The organism is Allomuricauda sp. M10 (assembly GCF_020782875.1).
Lineage (GTDB): Bacteria > Bacteroidota > Bacteroidia > Flavobacteriales > Flavobacteriaceae > Flagellimonas.
On record NZ_JAJGBN010000003.1, the window covers coordinates 371014 to 389094 of the forward strand.

The 18081-nt window shown below is 42.5% G+C and carries 20 protein-coding genes; 14 read left to right on the forward strand and 6 right to left on the reverse strand.

From position 1 onward, the window contains the following. Positions 1 to 8: 8 nt before the first annotated feature. Positions 9 to 1091: a bifunctional 3-deoxy-7-phosphoheptulonate synthase/chorismate mutase type II gene (locus LKX84_RS10580; protein WP_163634924.1), complete on the forward strand. Its 1083-nt coding sequence runs from the start codon at positions 9 to 11 to the stop codon at positions 1089 to 1091. 130 nt (positions 1092 to 1221) lie between these two features. After that, entirely contained in the window at positions 1222 to 1896 is a 675-nt protein-coding gene (locus LKX84_RS10585; RefSeq protein WP_228237133.1) for a head GIN domain-containing protein, read from the forward strand. A 67-nt stretch (positions 1897 to 1963) separates the two neighbouring features. Here the strand turns inward: LKX84_RS10585 and LKX84_RS10590 are convergent, their stop codons facing one another. Next, positions 1964 to 2404: a hypothetical protein gene (locus tag LKX84_RS10590; RefSeq protein WP_228237134.1), complete on the reverse strand. Its 441-nt coding sequence runs from the start codon at positions 2402 to 2404 to the stop codon at positions 1964 to 1966. Positions 2405 to 2498: 94 nt separating this feature from the next. Here LKX84_RS10590 and rsgA point away from each other — a divergent pair, with 94 nt between their 5' ends. From rsgA to LKX84_RS10640, 10 genes are all read left to right on the forward strand, one after another. Continuing rightward, the gene (gene rsgA / locus LKX84_RS10595; RefSeq protein ID WP_228237135.1) at positions 2499 to 3437 is read left to right on the forward strand and encodes a ribosome small subunit-dependent GTPase A; all 939 of its coding nucleotides are present in this window, start codon (positions 2499 to 2501) and stop codon (positions 3435 to 3437) included. Next, on the forward strand, positions 3437 to 3889 hold the full coding sequence (gene dtd / locus LKX84_RS10600) for a D-aminoacyl-tRNA deacylase (protein WP_228237136.1): 453 nt from the start codon (positions 3437 to 3439) through the stop codon (positions 3887 to 3889). Before rsgA ends, dtd begins: the two co-directional genes overlap by 1 nt. After that, positions 3889 to 4215 carry a nucleotide pyrophosphohydrolase gene (locus LKX84_RS10605; RefSeq protein ID WP_119648359.1) on the forward strand — a complete coding sequence of 109 codons (327 nt, stop codon included), beginning with the start codon at positions 3889 to 3891 and terminating at the stop codon, positions 4213 to 4215. Before dtd ends, LKX84_RS10605 begins: the two co-directional genes overlap by 1 nt. A 69-nt stretch (positions 4216 to 4284) precedes the next feature. After that, positions 4285 to 5514 (forward strand): 3-phosphoshikimate 1-carboxyvinyltransferase, encoded by a 1230-nt coding sequence (locus LKX84_RS10610; protein WP_228237137.1) that lies wholly within the window; start codon positions 4285 to 4287, stop codon positions 5512 to 5514. A gap of 87 nt (positions 5515 to 5601) precedes the next feature. After that, positions 5602 to 6651 carry a tRNA preQ1(34) S-adenosylmethionine ribosyltransferase-isomerase QueA gene (gene queA, locus LKX84_RS10615; protein ID WP_228237138.1) on the forward strand — a complete coding sequence of 350 codons (1050 nt, stop codon included), beginning with the start codon at positions 5602 to 5604 and terminating at the stop codon, positions 6649 to 6651. A gap of 232 nt (positions 6652 to 6883) precedes the next feature. Then, on the forward strand, positions 6884 to 7924 hold the full coding sequence (gene rlmN, locus LKX84_RS10620) for a 23S rRNA (adenine(2503)-C(2))-methyltransferase RlmN (RefSeq protein WP_228237139.1): 1041 nt from the start codon (positions 6884 to 6886) through the stop codon (positions 7922 to 7924). A 232-nt stretch (positions 7925 to 8156) separates the two neighbouring features. Next, positions 8157 to 9131 carry a polyprenyl synthetase family protein gene (locus tag LKX84_RS10625; protein WP_228237140.1) on the forward strand — a complete coding sequence of 325 codons (975 nt, stop codon included), beginning with the start codon at positions 8157 to 8159 and terminating at the stop codon, positions 9129 to 9131. A 107-nt stretch (positions 9132 to 9238) separates the two neighbouring features. Continuing rightward, positions 9239 to 9808, forward strand: coding sequence for an RNA polymerase sigma factor (locus LKX84_RS10630; protein ID WP_228237141.1), 570 nt, complete (start codon positions 9239 to 9241; stop codon positions 9806 to 9808). Between the two features lie 10 nt (positions 9809 to 9818). Further along, positions 9819 to 10556, forward strand: a complete 738-nt coding sequence (locus LKX84_RS10635) for a hypothetical protein (protein WP_228237142.1) — start codon at positions 9819 to 9821, stop codon at positions 10554 to 10556. A gap of 85 nt (positions 10557 to 10641) precedes the next feature. Next, positions 10642 to 11715 carry a hypothetical protein gene (locus LKX84_RS10640; RefSeq protein WP_228237143.1) on the forward strand — a complete coding sequence of 358 codons (1074 nt, stop codon included), beginning with the start codon at positions 10642 to 10644 and terminating at the stop codon, positions 11713 to 11715. Between the two features lie 51 nt (positions 11716 to 11766). Here the strand turns inward: LKX84_RS10640 and LKX84_RS10645 are convergent, their stop codons facing one another. Together LKX84_RS10645 and LKX84_RS10650 are read right to left on the reverse strand one after the other, a co-directional pair. After that, the gene (locus LKX84_RS10645; protein ID WP_228237144.1) at positions 11767 to 12009 is read right to left on the reverse strand and encodes a zinc-ribbon domain-containing protein; all 243 of its coding nucleotides are present in this window, start codon (positions 12007 to 12009) and stop codon (positions 11767 to 11769) included. Between the two features lie 35 nt (positions 12010 to 12044). Beyond that, positions 12045 to 12395, reverse strand: a complete 351-nt coding sequence (locus tag LKX84_RS10650) for a DUF6150 family protein (RefSeq protein WP_228237145.1) — start codon at positions 12393 to 12395, stop codon at positions 12045 to 12047. 138 nt (positions 12396 to 12533) lie between these two features. On the opposite strand from LKX84_RS10650, the gene LKX84_RS10655 reads away from it, so the two are divergent. Further along, on the forward strand, positions 12534 to 13145 hold the full coding sequence (locus tag LKX84_RS10655) for a 2OG-Fe(II) oxygenase (protein WP_228237146.1): 612 nt from the start codon (positions 12534 to 12536) through the stop codon (positions 13143 to 13145). A gap of 9 nt (positions 13146 to 13154) precedes the next feature. On the opposite strand, the gene LKX84_RS10660 is transcribed toward LKX84_RS10655, so the two are convergent. From LKX84_RS10660 to LKX84_RS10670, 3 genes are all read right to left on the reverse strand, one after another. Then, complete coding sequence (locus LKX84_RS10660) at positions 13155 to 13457, reverse strand: phosphoribosylpyrophosphate synthetase (RefSeq protein WP_228237147.1); 303 nt, start codon at positions 13455 to 13457, stop codon at positions 13155 to 13157. Continuing rightward, complete coding sequence (locus tag LKX84_RS10665; protein ID WP_228237148.1) at positions 13444 to 13995, reverse strand: flavodoxin domain-containing protein; 552 nt, start codon at positions 13993 to 13995, stop codon at positions 13444 to 13446. Before LKX84_RS10665 ends, LKX84_RS10660 begins: the two co-directional genes overlap by 14 nt. 85 nt (positions 13996 to 14080) lie before the next feature. Beyond that, on the reverse strand, positions 14081 to 15904 hold the full coding sequence (locus tag LKX84_RS10670) for a Xaa-Pro dipeptidyl-peptidase (protein ID WP_228237149.1): 1824 nt from the start codon (positions 15902 to 15904) through the stop codon (positions 14081 to 14083). 163 nt (positions 15905 to 16067) lie between these two features. Here LKX84_RS10670 and dnaG point away from each other — a divergent pair, with 163 nt between their 5' ends. Next, positions 16068 to 18041, forward strand: a complete 1974-nt coding sequence (gene dnaG / locus LKX84_RS10675) for a DNA primase (RefSeq protein ID WP_228237150.1) — start codon at positions 16068 to 16070, stop codon at positions 18039 to 18041. Positions 18042 to 18081 lie beyond the last annotated feature (40 nt).

The following is an 18081-nucleotide window of genomic DNA, read 5'->3' on the forward strand; positions in this document are numbered from 1 at the left end:
GAAGCATTATGGAAAACAAGAAGGAAATGAGAAAATGGTTGGATGATATGAACTTGGGCCATCCACTGGTCATCGCAGGACCTTGCAGTGCCGAAACCGAAGACCAGGTACTTAAGATTGCACACCAATTGAAGGATACGGACGTGAGCTACTACCGTGCCGGAATCTGGAAACCGCGTACCCGTCCCGGAAATTTTGAAGGCGTTGGTGCCATCGGGCTAAAATGGTTGCAAAAGGTAAAAGAGGAAACCGGATTGAAGACCGCTACCGAAGTGGCAAACCGTGCCCACGTAGACCTTGCCTTGGAATATGATGTAGACCTATTGTGGATCGGTGCCCGTTCAACGGTGAGCCCATTCATCATTCAGGAAATAGCCGACGCTTTGGAAGGTACCGATAAGATAGTATTGGTGAAAAACCCAGTGAACCCGGATCTTTCTTTGTGGTTGGGTGCCGTGGAGCGTTTGCATACCGCCAATATTGAAAAATTGGGTGTGATCCACCGTGGTTTCTCCACTTACGAGAAGACCAAATACCGTAACATTCCAGAGTGGCAGTTGGCCATTGAGCTTCAAACTAAGTTCCCTGACCTTCCTATTATCAACGACCCAAGCCACATTACCGGTAAACGCGATATGATCTTTGATGTATCCCAAACGGCTTTGGATCTGAATTTTGATGGTCTGATGATTGAAACCCACTGTGACCCTGACAATGCATGGAGTGATGCCGCTCAGCAAGTGACACCAGAACGCTTGGTGCAGATCATGAGAGACCTTCGCATCAGAAAAGAAACCGATGAGGAAGCGGAATACAATAACAAGTTGAACAACCTTAGAACGCAAATTGATGTGTTGGATAACCAATTGATCGAGCTTTTGGGCAAACGCATGAAGGTTTCTGATGGTATCGGGGAGTTGAAAAAGCAAAAGAACGTTGCCGTGTTGCAAAGCAATCGATGGAACGCCATTTTGGGCAACATGATCTTGGAAGGTGAGCAAAGAGGATTGAGTGAGGAATTTGTTTTGAAGATGTTCAAGGCCATTCACCAAGAATCCATCAACCATCAAGAAAAAATCATCAACGCCTAGTAAATAGGACTGTTTTTGAGGAAACTGTTTGTGTCTCTGGGTAAATATTCCGGGATGCAAACAGTTTTTTTATTTTAAACTGTAACGATCTTGTTCTTCGGTCATCTTTCAGAAGTAAAAACACTCTATCATGAAAAAATTATATGTACTCAGTTTCCTTTTACTTCCCTTTTTGACGTTTGCCCAACGCATCATTGATACAGAGGTGGGGGAGTTCCATGAAATCAAAGTATTTGATCTCATCGAAGTGAACCTGATCCAATCGGATGAAAACCGAATTATGATCAAAGGGCATAATGTGGATGATATTACCTGGACCAATAAGAAAGGTATCTTGAAACTTCGCATGCAATTGGACAAAAAATTCCAAGGAGAGGACACCATGATCGAAGTCTATTATACCAATTTGGATGTGATCGACAGTAATGAAGGTGCCCAGATTACCTGTAACGAAATGGTGCAAAAAAGCAAAATTGAACTAAGGGCCCAAGAAGGTGCCCTGATACATATTGGTATGGATGTGGATTATGCCGACATCCGTGCCGTAACGGGTGGTATTGTGAGAGCTTCCGGTTTGGCCAAGAACCAATCCGTAGTGTTGAACACGGGCGGTATTTTTGATGGCCGAGATCTTAGGACCGCCAATACCGATATCAAAATTTCAGCTGGTGGGGAAGCTGATATTTTCGCCTCTGAAGCAGTGGACATCAATGTGCGTGCCGGTGGGGATGTTTATGTGTACGGCAATCCGAAAATGGTACACAAAAAAACCTTTGTAGGGGGTAGGATCTACATCAAGGATTAAAATATAAACACAAAAAAAAGGCCCATCGGATTTATCCTCAGGGCCTTTTTTGTTTTGTGAGGATTGGTTACTTCCTAAAAATGTAACGGGTAATAAAAATACCTTGTCCGTCACCTTTACCACCTTCGCTCTCAACACCGCTTACCACAAAAGCCAATTCCCATCCATTGGAAATCATGTCGTTAATCATGGAAGTGATCATGGCGTCGTTTGCGGCGATGTTCTGGAATCGGATACCACCAATGTTGTAAAAGTTCAACAATTTGGTTTCCTCAAAATTCTTCACACGGATTTCGTCCCTGTCCGATTTGTTACGGGTGTTGTCATCCTCGGTCTGTACACTGGTGAACTCCCTATAATCCTTGTCTTCAAGGGCATTGATGATCCTTGACCTACCAAGACCGTTGGGAACAATGGATTCCACACTGGTGATTACCTTGTACTGTTGTGCGTTTGCACCGAATGCGGCAGCTAGGGTCAACACTGCGATCAAAACGATTTTTTTCATAATGTATTAGTTAATGATTATTAAAACTGTTAACAAAGATATACGACGGAAAAGAAGGAATATTGTTTCTTTGTAATGAAAATTTGAACAAATTGTGAACGGAACTGTTTATAAATCAACGGGTAGCTGGTATACCGTAAAGTCCACGGATGGTGCATTTTACGAGTGCCGGATCAAGGGGAAGTTCCGTACCCAAAACATAAAAAGTACCAATCCTGTTGCGGTAGGCGACCATGTGGAATTTGAGCTGGAAAATGTTGGGGATGAAACCGTTGGTGTTATTTCAGAGATTGGGGAGCGTAAAAACTACATTATCCGGAAATCGGTTAAACTGTCCAAACAGACCCATATCATTGCTTCCAATTTAGATCAAGTTTTCTTGTTGGTCACGTTGAACAATCCCATGACCTTCACCAGTTTTATAGATCGTTTTTTGGTCACTGCCGAAGCGTATGATATTCCTGTAATTCTGCTTTTCAATAAGATGGATACGTATTCACCAGATGAAAAAGCCGAAGTGGCCTACCTCGTGGATTTATATACACACATTGGTTATCCATGTATCCAGATGGAGGCAAAGACCGGTAAGAATGTGGACAAGGTTAAGGAGTTGATGACAGGGAAGACCAGCATGTTCGCAGGACATTCGGGAGTAGGGAAATCTACCTTGGTCAATGCCTTGGAACCGGGATTACATCTCAAGACTGCGGAAATTTCCGAACAACACCTTCAAGGGCAGCATACCACCACCTTTGCCGAGATGTACGACCTCAATTTTGATGCAAGGATCATTGATACACCTGGCATAAAAGGATTTGGTATCGTGGATATGGAAAAGGATGAAATCGGGGATTATTTTCCGGAGTTCTTCGAGTTGAAATCACAATGCAAGTTCAATAATTGCCTGCACTTGGACGAACCTAAATGTGCCGTGAAGGAAGCATTGGAAAACGAGGAAATCGCATGGAGCCGTTATAGGAGTTATGTTCAAATGTTGACCGGGGAGGAAGATAATCCATATAGGGAGCGTTAATGAAGACAGTTATACAAAGAGTTTCAAGGGCAAGTGTAACCGTTGATGGCCAAGTGGTCTCATCCATTGGTCAAGGTTTGTTGGTATTGTTGGGAATAGAGGATGCCGATGGTAAGGAAGATATTGATTGGCTATCCCAAAAAATAGTGAACCTTCGAATTTTTAATGATGAGGACGGTGTAATGAACTGCTCAGTGTTGGATGTTTGGGGCGATATTATTGTAGTGAGCCAATTTACCCTCCATGCCCTCACTAAAAAGGGCAACCGTCCTTCCTACATCAAAGCGTCCAAACCGGATATCGCTATTCCTATGTACAAAAGCTTTGTGCAAAAGATAGAGCAGGATCTGGGTAAAAAAGTGGGCACCGGAATCTTTGGCGCCGATATGAAAGTAGAATTGTTGAACGATGGTCCGGTAACGATTACCATCGACACTAAAAATAAAGAATAATGGACATAGCAAACGCACAAAAAGCTGTTGATGAATGGATCCAAAACCATGGAGTTCGCTATTTTAACGAACTTACCAATATGGCCCAGCTCACCGAGGAAGTGGGAGAAGTGGCGCGGATTATTGCCAGACGCTATGGGGAGCAAAGTGAAAAGGAATCCGATAAGGCCAAGGACCTTGGTGAGGAGCTGGCCGATGTGGTTTTTGTGGTCCTATGTTTGGCCAATCAAACTGGTATTGACCTACAAGCCGCTTTCGATAAAAAATTGGATTTGAAGACCAAACGAGATCACGACCGTCATCAGAATAACAAAAAGCTCAAATAAAGTTATCCCCTTAAGGGGATAGTAGGGCCGTTTTTTCTAGTTTTGGAGTTTCATTCAAACCCAAGAAAATTGAGACTTCAGCTTTCCGCACCATCCAATAAAAATATCCAAAAGGCAATTCAGATAACGGGCTCCAAAAGTGAGACCAACCGTTCTTTGTTGCTTCAAGCCCTATTCCCGAATATCAAGATCGAGAATGTATCCAATTCAGATGATGGGGAGGTCATGCAAAAAGGATTGTTGATTTCGGAAGGGGAAGTCGATATTCATCATGCCGGCACCGCCATGCGTTTTTTAACCGCCTATTTTGCTTCCCAAGCGGGTAAGGAAGTGGTTCTCACCGGTTCTTCCAGAATGCAGGAAAGACCTATTCAGGTTTTGGTGGAGGCACTTCAAGCCTTGGGTGCCGATATTCAATATGTAAAAAACGAAGGATATCCACCAATAAAGATTTCGGGGAAAAAATTGGAGCAGTCCAAAGTATCCCTTCCGGCCAACATCAGTAGCCAATACATTTCAGCTTTGTTGCTGATCGCTCCCAGTTTGAAGAATGGTCTGGAATTGGAACTGGTCGGCAAGATCACTTCGGTTCCCTACATTAAAATGACGTTGGGATTGTTAGGGCAAATTGGGGTTGCCACTTCTTTTGAAGGCAATAAAATTACAGTTCAACCCGTAGAAAATATCGAGGAAACCACTTTGGTTGTGGAATCGGATTGGAGTTCTGCCAGCTACTTTTACAGTATAGTGGCCCTTTGTGAAACCGGGACCAAGGTGCAGTTGTCGTCCTACAAGCAAAACTCCTTGCAGGGTGATAGTGTGCTCTCTAATATTTATCAGGATTTTGGGGTGGAGACCCAATTTGGTGAAAACACCATTGTCCTTTCTAAAACAAATGATAACCTACCGAATATCGTCAATTATGACCTTTCCAATGCCCCTGACATTGCCCAAACTATTGCGGTGACCTGTTTGGGATTGGGGTTGGGTTGTCATTTAACAGGACTTCACACCCTTCCGATCAAAGAAACAGATCGTTTGGCAGCATTGCAGACCGAACTTTCCAAGTTTGGGGCTAAAGTGGATATCGATGCTGAGAGCCTTATCCTACAACCCTTGTCCACGTTGAATACTGGTGTAGCCATCGATACCTATAACGACCACAGAATGGCCATGGCATTTGGTCCGTTGGCACTAAAGGTTGATCTTGTGGTCAATGATGCCGGCGTGGTCTCCAAGTCGTATCCGGACTATTGGAACGACCTCAAAACCCTTGGATTTGGTATCCAAGAAATGTAAGGGTCATTTAATCACGGTTTTACTTGACATCCCCTATCGCGAGGTTGTATATTTGCCCCTCTTTTAAAAAATCCAAATAAAGCATAGATGAAATTATCAAACTTCAATTTTGAATTGCCTAAGGAACTATTGGCCGAATATCCTGCTGAAAACAGGGACGAATCCAAACTAATGGTAATCCACAGGGATTCTGGAAAAATTGAGCATAAAATGTTCAAGGACCTTATCGATTATTTTGATGAAGGTGACGTAATGGTCTTGAACAATACCAAGGTATTTCCAGCGCGTTTGTATGGAAACAAAGAAAAAACAGGGGCACGTATCGAAGTGTTTTTGTTGCGTGAATTGAACCAAGAACAACGTCTATGGGACGTTTTGGTAGACCCGGCCCGTAAGATCCGTATCGGGAACAAGCTCTATTTTGGCGATGATGAAAGTTTGGTGGCAGAGGTTATCGATAATACCACATCAAGGGGTAGAACGCTTCGTTTCCTTTATGATGGTTCCTATACCGACTTTAGAAGAAAACTACGGGAACTGGGTGAAACACCACTTCCTAAATACATTAAAAGGGATGTTACCCCGGATGACGAAGAGCGTTACCAGACCATTTATGCAAAGCATGAAGGTGCCGTGGCTGCCCCAACGGCAGGACTTCACTTTTCCAAGCACTTGTTGAAGCGTTTGGAAATCAAGGGAATCGATTTTGCGGAGGTGACCTTGCACGTAGGGTTGGGTACTTTCAATCCCGTGGAAGTGGAGGATTTGTCCAAGCACAAAATGGACAGCGAGGAATTGGTTATTGATGAAAAGGCTACGGAAGTGGTCAACAAGGCCAAGGCCAAGAAAAAGAAAATCTGTGCAGTGGGTACTACCGTAATGCGTGGATTGGAAAGTGCTGTTTCTTCGGAACAAACCCTGAATACCTTTGAGGGTTGGACCAACAAGTTCATTTTTCCTCCCTACGATTTTAGCATTGCCAACTGCATGATCACCAATTTCCACTTACCTAAATCAACTTTGTTGATGATGGTATCTGCCTTTGCTGGTCATGATTTGATCAAAAAAGCATACAAACAGGCCATTTTGGAGGGGTATCGTTTTTACTCCTACGGAGATGCCATGTTAATTCTCTGAAAATAATTTTTGAAAATCAATAATTTGAAATTCATTTTAGGACAAACATTCGTCAACCTGAACTTGTTTCAGGTTCTCATTGAAATGGTTGATTACAGGTTTTGTGAGATTCCGAAATAAATTCGGAATGATGGTAAGGGATTGTTGAACAAAACTGATTTTTAACTTTCATGAAATTTAAAATCCCGTTCGGTTAAGGACCAGCGGGATTTTTTCTTGATTATCTTTAAGTGTGGAAACCAAAAAAAAGGACATACGGGCATTGACCAAGGACCAACTCCGCAATTTTTTTGTGGAGCAGGGTGATAAGGCTTTTCGTGGCAACCAAGTCTACGAATGGCTGTGGCAAAAGTCTGCCCATTCCTTTGAGTCTATGACCAATGTTTCCAAGGAAACCCGACAAATGCTGGAAGACCATTTTGTGATCAATCACATTCGGGTGGATCAGATGCAGCGCAGTTCGGATGGTACGATCAAGAATGCGGTTCGTTTGCATGATGGACTGGTGGTGGAATCCGTTTTGATTCCTACTGAAACGCGCACAACCGCTTGTGTTTCCAGTCAAGTGGGATGTAGTTTGGATTGTAGGTTCTGTGCAACGGCACGGATGAAACGAATGCGCAACCTCAATGCCGATGAGATCTATGATCAGGTGGTGGCCATAGATAATGAAAGCCGATTGTACCACGACCGTCCGTTGAGCAATATCGTTTTTATGGGCATGGGCGAACCTTTGATGAACTACAACAATGTGTTGAAGGCCATCGAAATGATCACCTCTCCCGAAGGATTGGGCATGTCGCCCAAAAGAATTACGGTTTCTACTTCAGGGGTACCCAAAATGATCAGAAAAATGGCCGATGAGGAAGTGAAGTTTGGATTGGCCGTATCCCTGCATTCCGCCATTGATGAGGTACGGACATCCATTATGCCTTTTAATGCTAACTTTCCTTTGAAGGATTTACGTGAGGCATTGGAATATTGGTACAGCAAGACCAAAAACCGAATTACCTACGAATATGTGGTTTGGAAGGGCATCAATGATACCCAAGAAGCCGTGGATGCCTTGGTCAAGTTTTGCAAATTTGCTCCGTCCAAGGTCAATTTGATCGAATACAACCCAATTGATGACGGAGAGTTTCAACAAGCATCCGATGCAGCTGTGGCCATGTACCAGAACACTTTGGAAAGAAATGGCATTACCGTCACCGTTAGAAGATCACGTGGCAAGGACATTGATGCCGCCTGTGGGCAATTGGCGAATAAACAGTAATCAATGTACAATGGTCAATTAACAATTATCAATTAACATTTACCCTTCACCCATTGACCCTTTACCCTTCATCCTAGAGCCAATTCCTCTAAACCTTTCACCCTTTATCCCAAATAACTTACCCAATCATCGATACTTTTATATCTCTTTCCTAAAACTTAAAACTTCCTACTTTATACTGTTTCATTTTCTTTATTTTTAGGCTTTCAAAACCAAACGCCAAACCAGACCGTTGAAAATTGTTTCGCAGATACGGGAACCCATTGAACAGGAGATGGAACTTTTTGAGGAGAAATTCCACAAATCCATGCAGTCCAAAGTGGCACTGTTCAATAGGATCACCTACTATATCGTGAATAGGAAGGGCAAGCAAATGCGCCCCATGTTCGTGTTTCTTACCGCAAAATTGCTCAATGGCGAAGTCAACGAGCGAACCTATACCGGAGCATCCATCATAGAATTGATCCATACAGCCAGTTTAGTACATGATGATGTGGTGGACGATAGCGACAAACGTCGTGGATTCTTTTCCATCAATGCCCTCTGGAAAAATAAGATCGCTGTTTTGGTAGGCGATTTCCTTTTCTCAAAAGGATTGTTGGTTTCGCTAGAAAACAAGGATTACGATTTGCTCCATATCATTTCCAACGCGGTTCGTGATATGAGCGAAGGGGAACTGCTCCAAATTGAAAAAGCCAGACTTTTGGACATCACCGAGGATGTTTACTACGATATCATCCGTCAAAAAACGGCAACCTTGATTGCGGCTTGTTGCAGTATGGGGGCCTGTTCGGTTCGGCCAGATTCCGAAGAAGTGGAAACCTTTAGGAAGTTCGGGGAGCTCTGCGGAATGGCTTTTCAGATCAAGGACGACCTTTTTGATTATGGGGCCGAAATGATCGGTAAGCCAACGGGAATCGATATCAAAGAGCAAAAAATGACCCTTCCTTTGATCTATGCCTTGAACCAAAGCGATTCTGAAAAGAAAAGATGGTTGATCAATTCCATCAAAAACCATAACAAGAACAAAAAGCGGGTTAAGGAAGTCATCGATTACGTTAAGCAACAAGGAGGCTTGGAATATGCGGTGACCAAAATGTTACAATTTAAGGATGAAGCCTTGGCCATTTTGGACAATTACCCCGATTCCGAATATAAAAGCTCCCTTACCTTGATGGTCAATTACGTGGTGGATCGTAAAAAATGATTTTTAATCATTAGATAATCAATTTTTTGTAAAAAATTTTAATTTTCAGGCAACTTTGCCACGCATCTTTCCGTCTATCTAGATAGAAACACTATTGAAACCTGACTTTGAAGATTATATCCTTATATAACAACGAAAACCAATTGATCAAAAAATCGGTCAAAGGGGATCCACAGGCCCAAAGGTTGTTGTATGAACGGTATGCTCCAAAAATGTTGAGTGTTTGCAGACAATACATCAAGGATCTTCATTTTGCCGAGGATGTGATGATCAACGGATTCATCAAGGTATTTCAAAACTTGGAAGCCTTTAAAGGTTTGGGGAGTTTTGAAGGCTGGATCCGGACCATCATGGTACGGGAAAGCATCAACCATCTGCGTAAAAAACAGTTCGTGGTTTATGATGAAGAACTATTTGAAGTGCAACATGAAGGAAGCCACCAAAGCGGCGAACTTTTGGATGTGGAATATGTGCAACATTTGATCGATGCACTGCCTGAAGGATACAAAACGGTTTTTCTGTTGTATGCCATTGAAGGGTATGGGCACCAGGAAATTGCCAAAATGCTGGAGATTTCGGAGGGAACTTCAAAATCGCAGTTGTTCAAGGCCAGAAAAATGCTTCAAGAGAATTTGACTTTAAAGGGAATGTCGCCCAAATCAAGATCGGGCAAATAAAAATATAGGTATGGATAAATTGGAAAAACATATCAAGGAAAAATTGGAAGAACGCACCATTGTACCTTCTGCCTCAGCATGGGACAGCATTGCCGGGCAAGTATCCGTTCAGCCAAAAAAGAAAACTAGTAAGTGGTATCCACTTGCCATTGCGGCCAGTTTTATAGGAATTTTATTGGTTTCCATCCTGTTTTTCACTTCCGAACCGAACAACGAAATTCCAGTTCAAGTGGTGGATGAGAACCATGGGAAAAGTGAAAAAGTAAAGAAAATTGAGGTGATCCCCACTGAAATTCCTCAAAAGGAACTACAAGATGACATGGATGTTCAAGTTGCCAAATCAGAACCTGAAACAGTCCTGCCTGAAAAATCTATAAAGCAAGTGGAATTGCCAAAATCCGAATCCGTTTTGGTGCAACAGGAAACCAGGCTTCCCGTTCAAGATGACCGAATCAAAAAATCCGAAGGTCTCATTTTTCAAAAGGTGGAGGAAGTAGTGGCCCAGGTAGAAATCTTGGAATCCATACAAAATAATGTCAGTGAGGCCGAAGTGGATTCATTACTTCGTGCAGCTCAAAAACAGATCTTGACCGATAAACTTTTTGCCCAGGATGGCACTGTGGACGCCATGGGTCTGTTGGCAGAAGTGGAGGATGAACTTGACGAAACGTTTCGAGATCAAATATTCGATGCACTTAAAGATGGTTACCTAAAATTACGTACTGCGGTGGCCGACCGGAACAATTAAAATTATTCATCAATCAACATGATTTTCCCAAATACCTGCCCAGCACAAACTGGGCGGGGAGGGGAAATCTATAATCAAAAAAATCATGAGAACCATTACATTTTACTTAGCTACATTCCTTTTATTGCTTGTTTCCCAGCATGTTTTGGGGCAAGAAGAAGATTATCTGAGGGAAGTGAAGGCCCTTAAAATTGAAAAGGAACGGATTATTGAACAAGAAAAAGATGCCCTGAAACTGGAAGTTCGTGACATAAACCGACGTTTGGAGAAGGGTGATATTTCTGAGGCAGAGGCCAAAATCTTGAAAGAGGAAGTGGCCAAAAGAAGGGCCATGAACATTGAGAACCGAGTGGCCATTGTGGAAAACAAGATTGCTTTGCTGGAACGAAATGAAGGAGAGGTTTTGACCTTGTCCGAGTTGGATTCCCTGGAGAATGACCACGTCAATTTAGGTATTATGATCGATGGGAAACCTGCCATTATTTTCAATTCAAACCATTGGAAAAGAGATATAAAATACGATAGACGTACCTATTCCGATTTTGTTTTCGCAGTAGGGTTGAACAATGCGGTCAGCGAGGGGCAATCCCTTAATGATTCCCCATATAAAATTGGTGGAAGCCGTTTTTTTGAAATGGGTTGGCAATGGCGTACCCGAGTTTTTGATCGTTCCAACTGGCTGCGGTTCCATTATGGGGTTTCTTTCCAATTCAATGGTTTAAAACCGGATGATAACCAAATCTTTGTCCAAAATGGCAATCAAACCACATTGGAGGAATTTGAATACGATTTGGACAAGGCCAAATTGCGTATGGATAACTTGGTGTTCCCAATTCATTTTGAATTTGGTCCATCAAAATTGAGAAAAACGGAACGAACCATTCGCTATTCCATTCATGACCAGTTCAGGGTAGGTTTCGGTGGATATGGTGGATTCAACCTCGGAACCCGTCAAAAACTAAAATATACGGTGGATGGAGAGCACATCAAGGACAAACTGAAACGGGATTACAATACCAGCGACTTGATATATGGCGTTAGTGGGTATATCGGTTTTGATGGGGTGCTTCTGTATATGAAATACGACCTGAATCCCATCTTTAAAGATGCAGACATCAAACAGAACAATATTTCCTTGGGCCTTCGGTTCGATATTTAAGAACCATTTACACAAATAAAAGGCACGGTCGGTTAACACTGACCGTGTTTTTTAGTTTGATAGGGCACGCTGCATCTCGGGAGTAAATTCCTCTTTGTAAAATACCCTTTTGCAGTGCGAACATTCTGCATATTGGGCATTGTTGAGGGTAACAATGGGAATCCAGAACAAATGGGCATAATTGGGTTGGGAAACCACCGTTAGCGTGCCATTTTGATGGCAATAGGGGCAGGCAGTATTGTGAAGGACCTTGGTTTCCTTTTTGCCTGGTCTGGTTCCGAAGAAAAGAATCATAGAGTAGGTTTAAAAACAAATATACTTAGTTTAACCTATTCCCATGTTGGCAAATCGAGCTCAAGTCGCTTGTCTTCATTTCTCCAGCCAGCTTTATAGTCACGATCTACATAATAAATGATGAGATCTGCCTTATAATCGCGATCCACAAAAAATACGGTAAAATCAGCCTTAAAGTCCCCATTGGTAAAAAACCATAAACCTTTATCACCCCTGGCCTTGTAATCCCGATCCACCTTATGGACCAAAAGATCGGCCTTGTAATCGCGGTCAGCTACAAAGATTAGGAAATCGGCCTTAAAGTCTCCATCTACCTCAAAAACACGTTGGGCCTTTAAGGTTGTGGTGCATAAAATTAGGGTAAGGATTGGAATTATTTTTCTCATAATGAAGTATTTGAAACAAAGTTTGTACCAAGATTTCTTTATGAGGTTGAGAAAGTCCAAGGTATAAAAAACAACGATTCATTTTGAAATATTTTCTACATTCGCACACATTTTAAACCCTTGGAACCCTACCATAGCTTGGAGAATTGGTTGTCCTGGATGGATGAGATCTCCGATAAGGATTATGTGATCATCGATCAATTTTTTCGGGAAGAGCTTTATACCGAAATACGATCGTTCTTTCTCTCAAAGCTTCCCAACTTTAAGGAGGCTGCTATTGGTGTGGATACTGAGAAACAGGTCAATTCCAAGATCCGTGGTGATTTTACGTATTGGTTAGACCGAAAAAGGGATGCCAATCTTCAAAATTTTTGGGAACTCCTCGATGAAATCATTCAAATGTTCAACCGCTACTGTTATTTGAGCTTATCAGGATACGAGTTCCATTTGGCACATTATCCTTCTGGCGGTCATTACGATAAACATCTAGATCAATTTGAGAACCGGAACAATCGGATGATTTCTGTAGTCATCTATCTAAATGAAGGTTGGCAACAAGGGTATGGGGGCGAACTTGAGATTTTTGAAAAGGACGGTTCCAGTTTCTTGGTAGAACCCTTGGCCATGCGCTGTGTTATGTTCAAGAGTGCCGAAGTACCACATGCCGTATTGCAGGCCCATAAAAGTCGATTTAGCTTAACAGGGTGGCTGTTGTACCAACCTTCGGCTTTAGGTCAACTTTTTGGCTAGGCCGTTTCCCTACTTCATAGGTATTTTTTTGATGAGTTCCTCGTTTTGTCCATGCTCCGCACTGTAAGACATCACTAAGGTTCCTTTGGTGCCGTCATGTGCCTCAATGGTAAACAGCGTTGCCTGATCTTCTGGATCGGTCATTCCTTCAAAACGGTAGGTTTCAATGATCAAAAGTTCACCGGGTTGGTATTCCTTTTTGGAATACAGGGCCTTGATACAGTTTTCTTCAGCCTCAAAATCTTCGGTAAACCCTTCTTGGGTGAGGGTGTTCACGGCGTCGGATAGGGTGTCAAAACTATGCTTGTTCATGAAGTCTTGTTTTTAAACGACTTGAGAATTGCGAAAGATGATTTTTAACCTTTTCCCAATCTGTATATTCGTAATCTTTGTTAATGTTTATAGGACCAAATTCTTTTTGTGCTATGGAACGCATCATCATCTTCTTAAGGTAATCATATTTTGTGAATTTTAATGCTCCTTCAATGTGCCAAATTCTATTGGTCTCCCATCCAGTGTCTGTTAAGAATTGTTGTGTCAATTGATTAACTTCTTGATGTTTCTCCGGTAAATTGGATGCAATGGCCATGCTTACTGAATAAAAACCGGTGATTTTTTTATTAAGTTCCTCGATATTATTTTTTACATACTTTTTTATTGAAGGGTTGTATGAATTTAGATGAATAGAACTCCCAATTAAAATGACATCAAACTTATCTGCAGGAAGAGGGTTATTGGTGACATTGGCAAGGATTACATCATGGTTATCATCAAGAAGAATCTCTTTCATAAAATGGGCTATTTTGCTGGTTTGTCCTTCCAACGAGCCGTAAACAATTAAAATTTTCATGTCTTTAGGATGATTTTAAAATCCTAAAGGCACGTAATTATTGTTGCTATTCAAATGATTAATGTCAGGATATCAAATTTTGATATTAAAACTTACCACCCACAATGGGTACTGTAAGTTCGGTTCCATCCAAATCCACAGTGAGTTCGGTGCCCGGCTCTGGCCACAGCGTGAATTCTTTGTCGCTTGAAAATATCATCAGACCTATCTGTTGACCTTTTGGGATGATTTGATCATCCGGCATCAATTCAAATTGCATTTCATAAAACTTATTGGGCAGCAACGGTTCACCTTTGGTAAGCGACTTGTAATTCTGCGGATCGGCCCAACCTCGGGTAATGATGTTATCGGTGATCTGGGTATTGCGGCCTTCGTTCCAAGGTAAGGAAACTAGCCAAACCGAAAGATTGGCAGCAGGTTTACTGCTTGCTAATTTAGTTTTGATCTTTACGGTCCCAGAAATATGTACATCCTCGGATAAAATGGGGGTCACATACAACAAGCGATGGTTCGTAGATTCCGCCTGGGCTAGACTGGAACCACTAAAGGAATAATTGTCCACAAGCATCTCCGTGCCTTGCTTGGCAGGTCTTTGAGTGGTAAGCGTTCCTTTTTCTGGAGCTCCTTTGGTTAGGTAGAATGTAACATCGGAAGCATCGGGGTTGGGATAATCTTTATATGGAGTTGGATTTTCCCGAGCATCATTTTCACGTACAATCCATGCTTTAGGGTCATTTTCAACCCCATTTTCCACCCCGAACAAATAGTGGGAAAACCAACGGTTCATCATGGTAAGCGGTGGTGGTCCACCGTGACCGTTCTGGTGATAATAGATTTGTATGGGCAATCCCATTTCCCTTGCTTTGTTATAAATACGGTAGCTGTGTTCTGGCATCACGTTCCAATCGTTGAATCCGTGTGACATCAACAAAGCAGCTTTCATCAGTTTCATGTCGTTCAAATAATCCCGGCCGGCCCAAAAATCATTGTAATCCCCAGTGATGCGATCTTGACCATTTTTCATTTCCGTATCGCGCACATTTTGATTGCTCCAAGCCCTTTTGGATTGGTCCCCACTATGGATAAAATCGTAGAGTACATCAATATCCTCTCCTAGATAACCACCTGGTGAACGCACCAATCCGTTGGATCGGTAATAATGATAGTATGAAGTATTCGGTGCCACAGGAATGATGGCTTCCAAACCTTTTACCCCTGTTGTGGCAGCTGCAAGCGGTAAAGTTCCGTTATAACTGGTACCTGTCATGCCTACTTTTCCCGTGGACCAAAATGCCTTTACTTCTTCGGTTCCGGTTCGCTCTTTATAACCCTTGGCACGACCACATAACCAATCGATGACCGCTTTGGGAGCCAAGGATTCATTATCCCCTCCAACGGTTGGCGATCCATCGGACAATCCGGTTCCTGGCGAAGAGGAGTGAACCACAATATAACCCCTAGGTACCCAAGTTTGGACTTGCGAATTGGAAATGATGGGGCGCTCGCCGATACGGGTGACTTCAGGATGTTGTCTTGGCCTTCCTAATTTGCCGAGTTCGTGTTTTACATCCCAAAATGTTGCGGGATCTAAACCTGCAGTACCTGCGTAGTAAGGACTGGATTCGTAGACAATGGGAAGTTTAAGTCCATCGGTCTGGGTTTGTACGGGTCGGGTTACATCTACGTGCATACGATCTAGTTTCCCGTCCCCATCCGAATCGAATTCGGTCTCCACCCAAAGATCTTCCCTGATCCAATTATCCGGATTGGCAAATGCTTCCACAACTTGTGCCTCACCATCCTTAAAAAAAGGTTCAGCCTTTTCGGCCATTTGAGCATAAACATTTACCACGGTGGCCAAAACGAAAGTGGTCCAAATAGATATGTTCCTGAAATAATTTTGGGTCATATTGCTGTTCTTTTGCTATTCACTTAGGGCGCAGCGTTGAAAAGTGATTGCTGCTTGGATTTGTCTGCTCCTAAGTTACTAAAACTTCAAGGGGAAACTTGGTACTGGATTCCCCAAAACTTTGTTTTTATTTACCTTTAACACCTAGTTTAACACATCACACTTGATTTCAAAGACCACCATAGACCAAGTTTATGAAACCGCCCGACTGGAGGAGGTGATCGGTGATTTTGTGCAGTTGAAGAAATCGGGATCGAACTTTAAGGGTCTCAGTCCGTTTACGGATGAACGTACCCCCAGTTTCATGGTGTCGCCCGTAAAACAGATCTGGAAGGATTTCAGTAGTGGGAAAGGAGGAAATGTGGTGGCATTTTTAATGGAGCACGAACATTTTACCTATCCCGAAGCGATTAGATATCTGGCAAAAAAATACAACATTGAGATAGACGAGATTGAGCAGACCAGTGAGGAAAAGGAGCAGGCGAACGAAAAGGAAAGCATGTATCTGGTCTCCGAATATGCCCAAAAATATTTTGAAAAGACCTTGTGGGATACCGAACCTGGCAAGGCAATTGGCTTGACCTATTTTAAGGAGCGTGGTTTTACTGATGAGACTATAAAGAAATTTGGATTGGGGTATAGTTTGGATGAATGGGAAGCCTTTACCCAAACCGCCCTTGATCGAGGATATCAACTGGAATTTTTGGAAAAAACCGGTCTCACCATTGTAAAGGAACAAACTGGTGGGGAAACCAAAAGGTTCGATAGGTTCAAAGGAAGGGTCATGTTCCCCATCCATTCCATGAGTGGAAGGGTGCTGGGCTTTGGCGGACGTATTTTGACCAACGATAAAAAGGCGGCCAAATATCTGAATTCCCCTGAAAGCGATATTTACCATAAGAGTAAGGTGCTCTATGGAATCTATTATGCGAAGCAGGCCATTGCTAAGGAAGACAACTGTTTTTTGGTGGAAGGGTATACGGATGTAATCCAAATGGTACAACGCGGGGTGGAGAACGTAGTGGCTTCCAGCGGTACGGCCCTTACACCCGAACAGATACGCTTGATCAATAGGCTCACCAAGAACATAACGGTACTTTTTGATGGGGATGCTGCAGGACTGCGCGCCTCACTTCGTGGTATCGATTTGATCTTGGAACAGGGCATGAACGTAAAGGTGTGCACCTTTCCCGAAGGTGAAGATCCGGATAGTTTTTCCAAGAGCAATACCTATGAAGATCTTGTACTTTATTTGGAAGAGAATGCCAAAGATTTTATCCAGTTCAAAACATCATTGTTGGTCAAGGAAGCCGCTAACGATCCCATTAAGCGTGCCGATACCATTCGGGATATTGTAAACAGCATCAGTAAAATACCTGACCGAATCCAAAAAGAGGTCTACATTCAGGAATGTGCCAAGATTATGCATATTTCCGAAGAGGTGCTTTACAACACCTTGGCACAAATTAATAAGAAAGAGGTAACTGAGGCTTCCAAAAAAATAAAACAGGAGCAGCAAGTCTTTGAGGTGGTCAAGAACGACCCGGTAGTGGAAAAGGTTGATGTGCAATACGAACTAGAACGCAAGATTATTGAGATGTTGCTATTGTACGGGGACCAAAAACAGGAGTTTGAAGACTTGGTATTGAAGGAAAATGAAGATGGGGAGCTAGTTTTGGAACCAGAAATTGTGGAAGCCAAGGTATATGAAAAGGTATATTTGGACCTTCAGGAAGATGAAATTGAACTTAGTAACGAACAGTTCAAATCCATTTATTACAAGTTGATCGAAAGCCTTAACGAAAAGGAGGATTTTTCGGTAAACACCTTTTTGGCCGAACTGAACCAGGAAATGGTTTCGGAAGTGTCGTCAATTTTAATGGAAGAAGAACAATATGTGTTGCACGATTGGGAACGAAGGGAAATCTATCCCAAGGAAAAACAATTGGGAGTGGCGCAGTTGGTTGGCGAGACCATTCTTACCCTTCGTTGTAATCTCATCAAGAACCGAATCCGAAAGTTGCAGGAAAAGACCCAGGACCAACATGATGACAATTCTGAGATATTGGAAGAAATCATTAACTACTTGCAACTCAACAAACTGCTCAACGCCAAGTTGAACCGAGTTCTGTCATAAAAAAATCCCTTTCAAAACCATTGAAAGGGACTTACTATAG

Bases quoted from the DNA above. Each gene is read 5' to 3' on its own strand.
- LKX84_RS10580 (WP_163634924.1), top strand. From the start codon at position 9: ATGGAAAACAAGAAGGAAATGAGAAAATGGTTGGATGATATGAACTTG.
- LKX84_RS10585 (WP_228237133.1), top strand. From the start codon at position 1,222: ATGAAAAAATTATATGTACTCAGTTTCCTTTTACTTCCCTTTTTGACG.
- LKX84_RS10590 (WP_228237134.1), bottom strand. From the start codon at position 2,404: ATGAAAAAAATCGTTTTGATCGCAGTGTTGACCCTAGCTGCCGCATTC.
- dtd (WP_228237136.1), top strand. From the start codon at position 3,437: ATGAAGACAGTTATACAAAGAGTTTCAAGGGCAAGTGTAACCGTTGAT.
- LKX84_RS10605 (WP_119648359.1), top strand. From the start codon at position 3,889: ATGGACATAGCAAACGCACAAAAAGCTGTTGATGAATGGATCCAAAAC.
- queA (WP_228237138.1), top strand. From the start codon at position 5,602: ATGAAATTATCAAACTTCAATTTTGAATTGCCTAAGGAACTATTGGCC.
- LKX84_RS10635 (WP_228237142.1), top strand. From the start codon at position 9,819: ATGGATAAATTGGAAAAACATATCAAGGAAAAATTGGAAGAACGCACC.
- LKX84_RS10640 (WP_228237143.1), top strand. From the start codon at position 10,642: ATGAGAACCATTACATTTTACTTAGCTACATTCCTTTTATTGCTTGTT.
- LKX84_RS10645 (WP_228237144.1), bottom strand. From the start codon at position 12,009: ATGATTCTTTTCTTCGGAACCAGACCAGGCAAAAAGGAAACCAAGGTC.
- LKX84_RS10650 (WP_228237145.1), bottom strand. From the start codon at position 12,395: ATGAGAAAAATAATTCCAATCCTTACCCTAATTTTATGCACCACAACC.
- LKX84_RS10660 (WP_228237147.1), bottom strand. From the start codon at position 13,457: ATGAACAAGCATAGTTTTGACACCCTATCCGACGCCGTGAACACCCTC.
- LKX84_RS10665 (WP_228237148.1), bottom strand. From the start codon at position 13,995: ATGAAAATTTTAATTGTTTACGGCTCGTTGGAAGGACAAACCAGCAAA.
- LKX84_RS10670 (WP_228237149.1), bottom strand. From the start codon at position 15,904: ATGACCCAAAATTATTTCAGGAACATATCTATTTGGACCACTTTCGTT.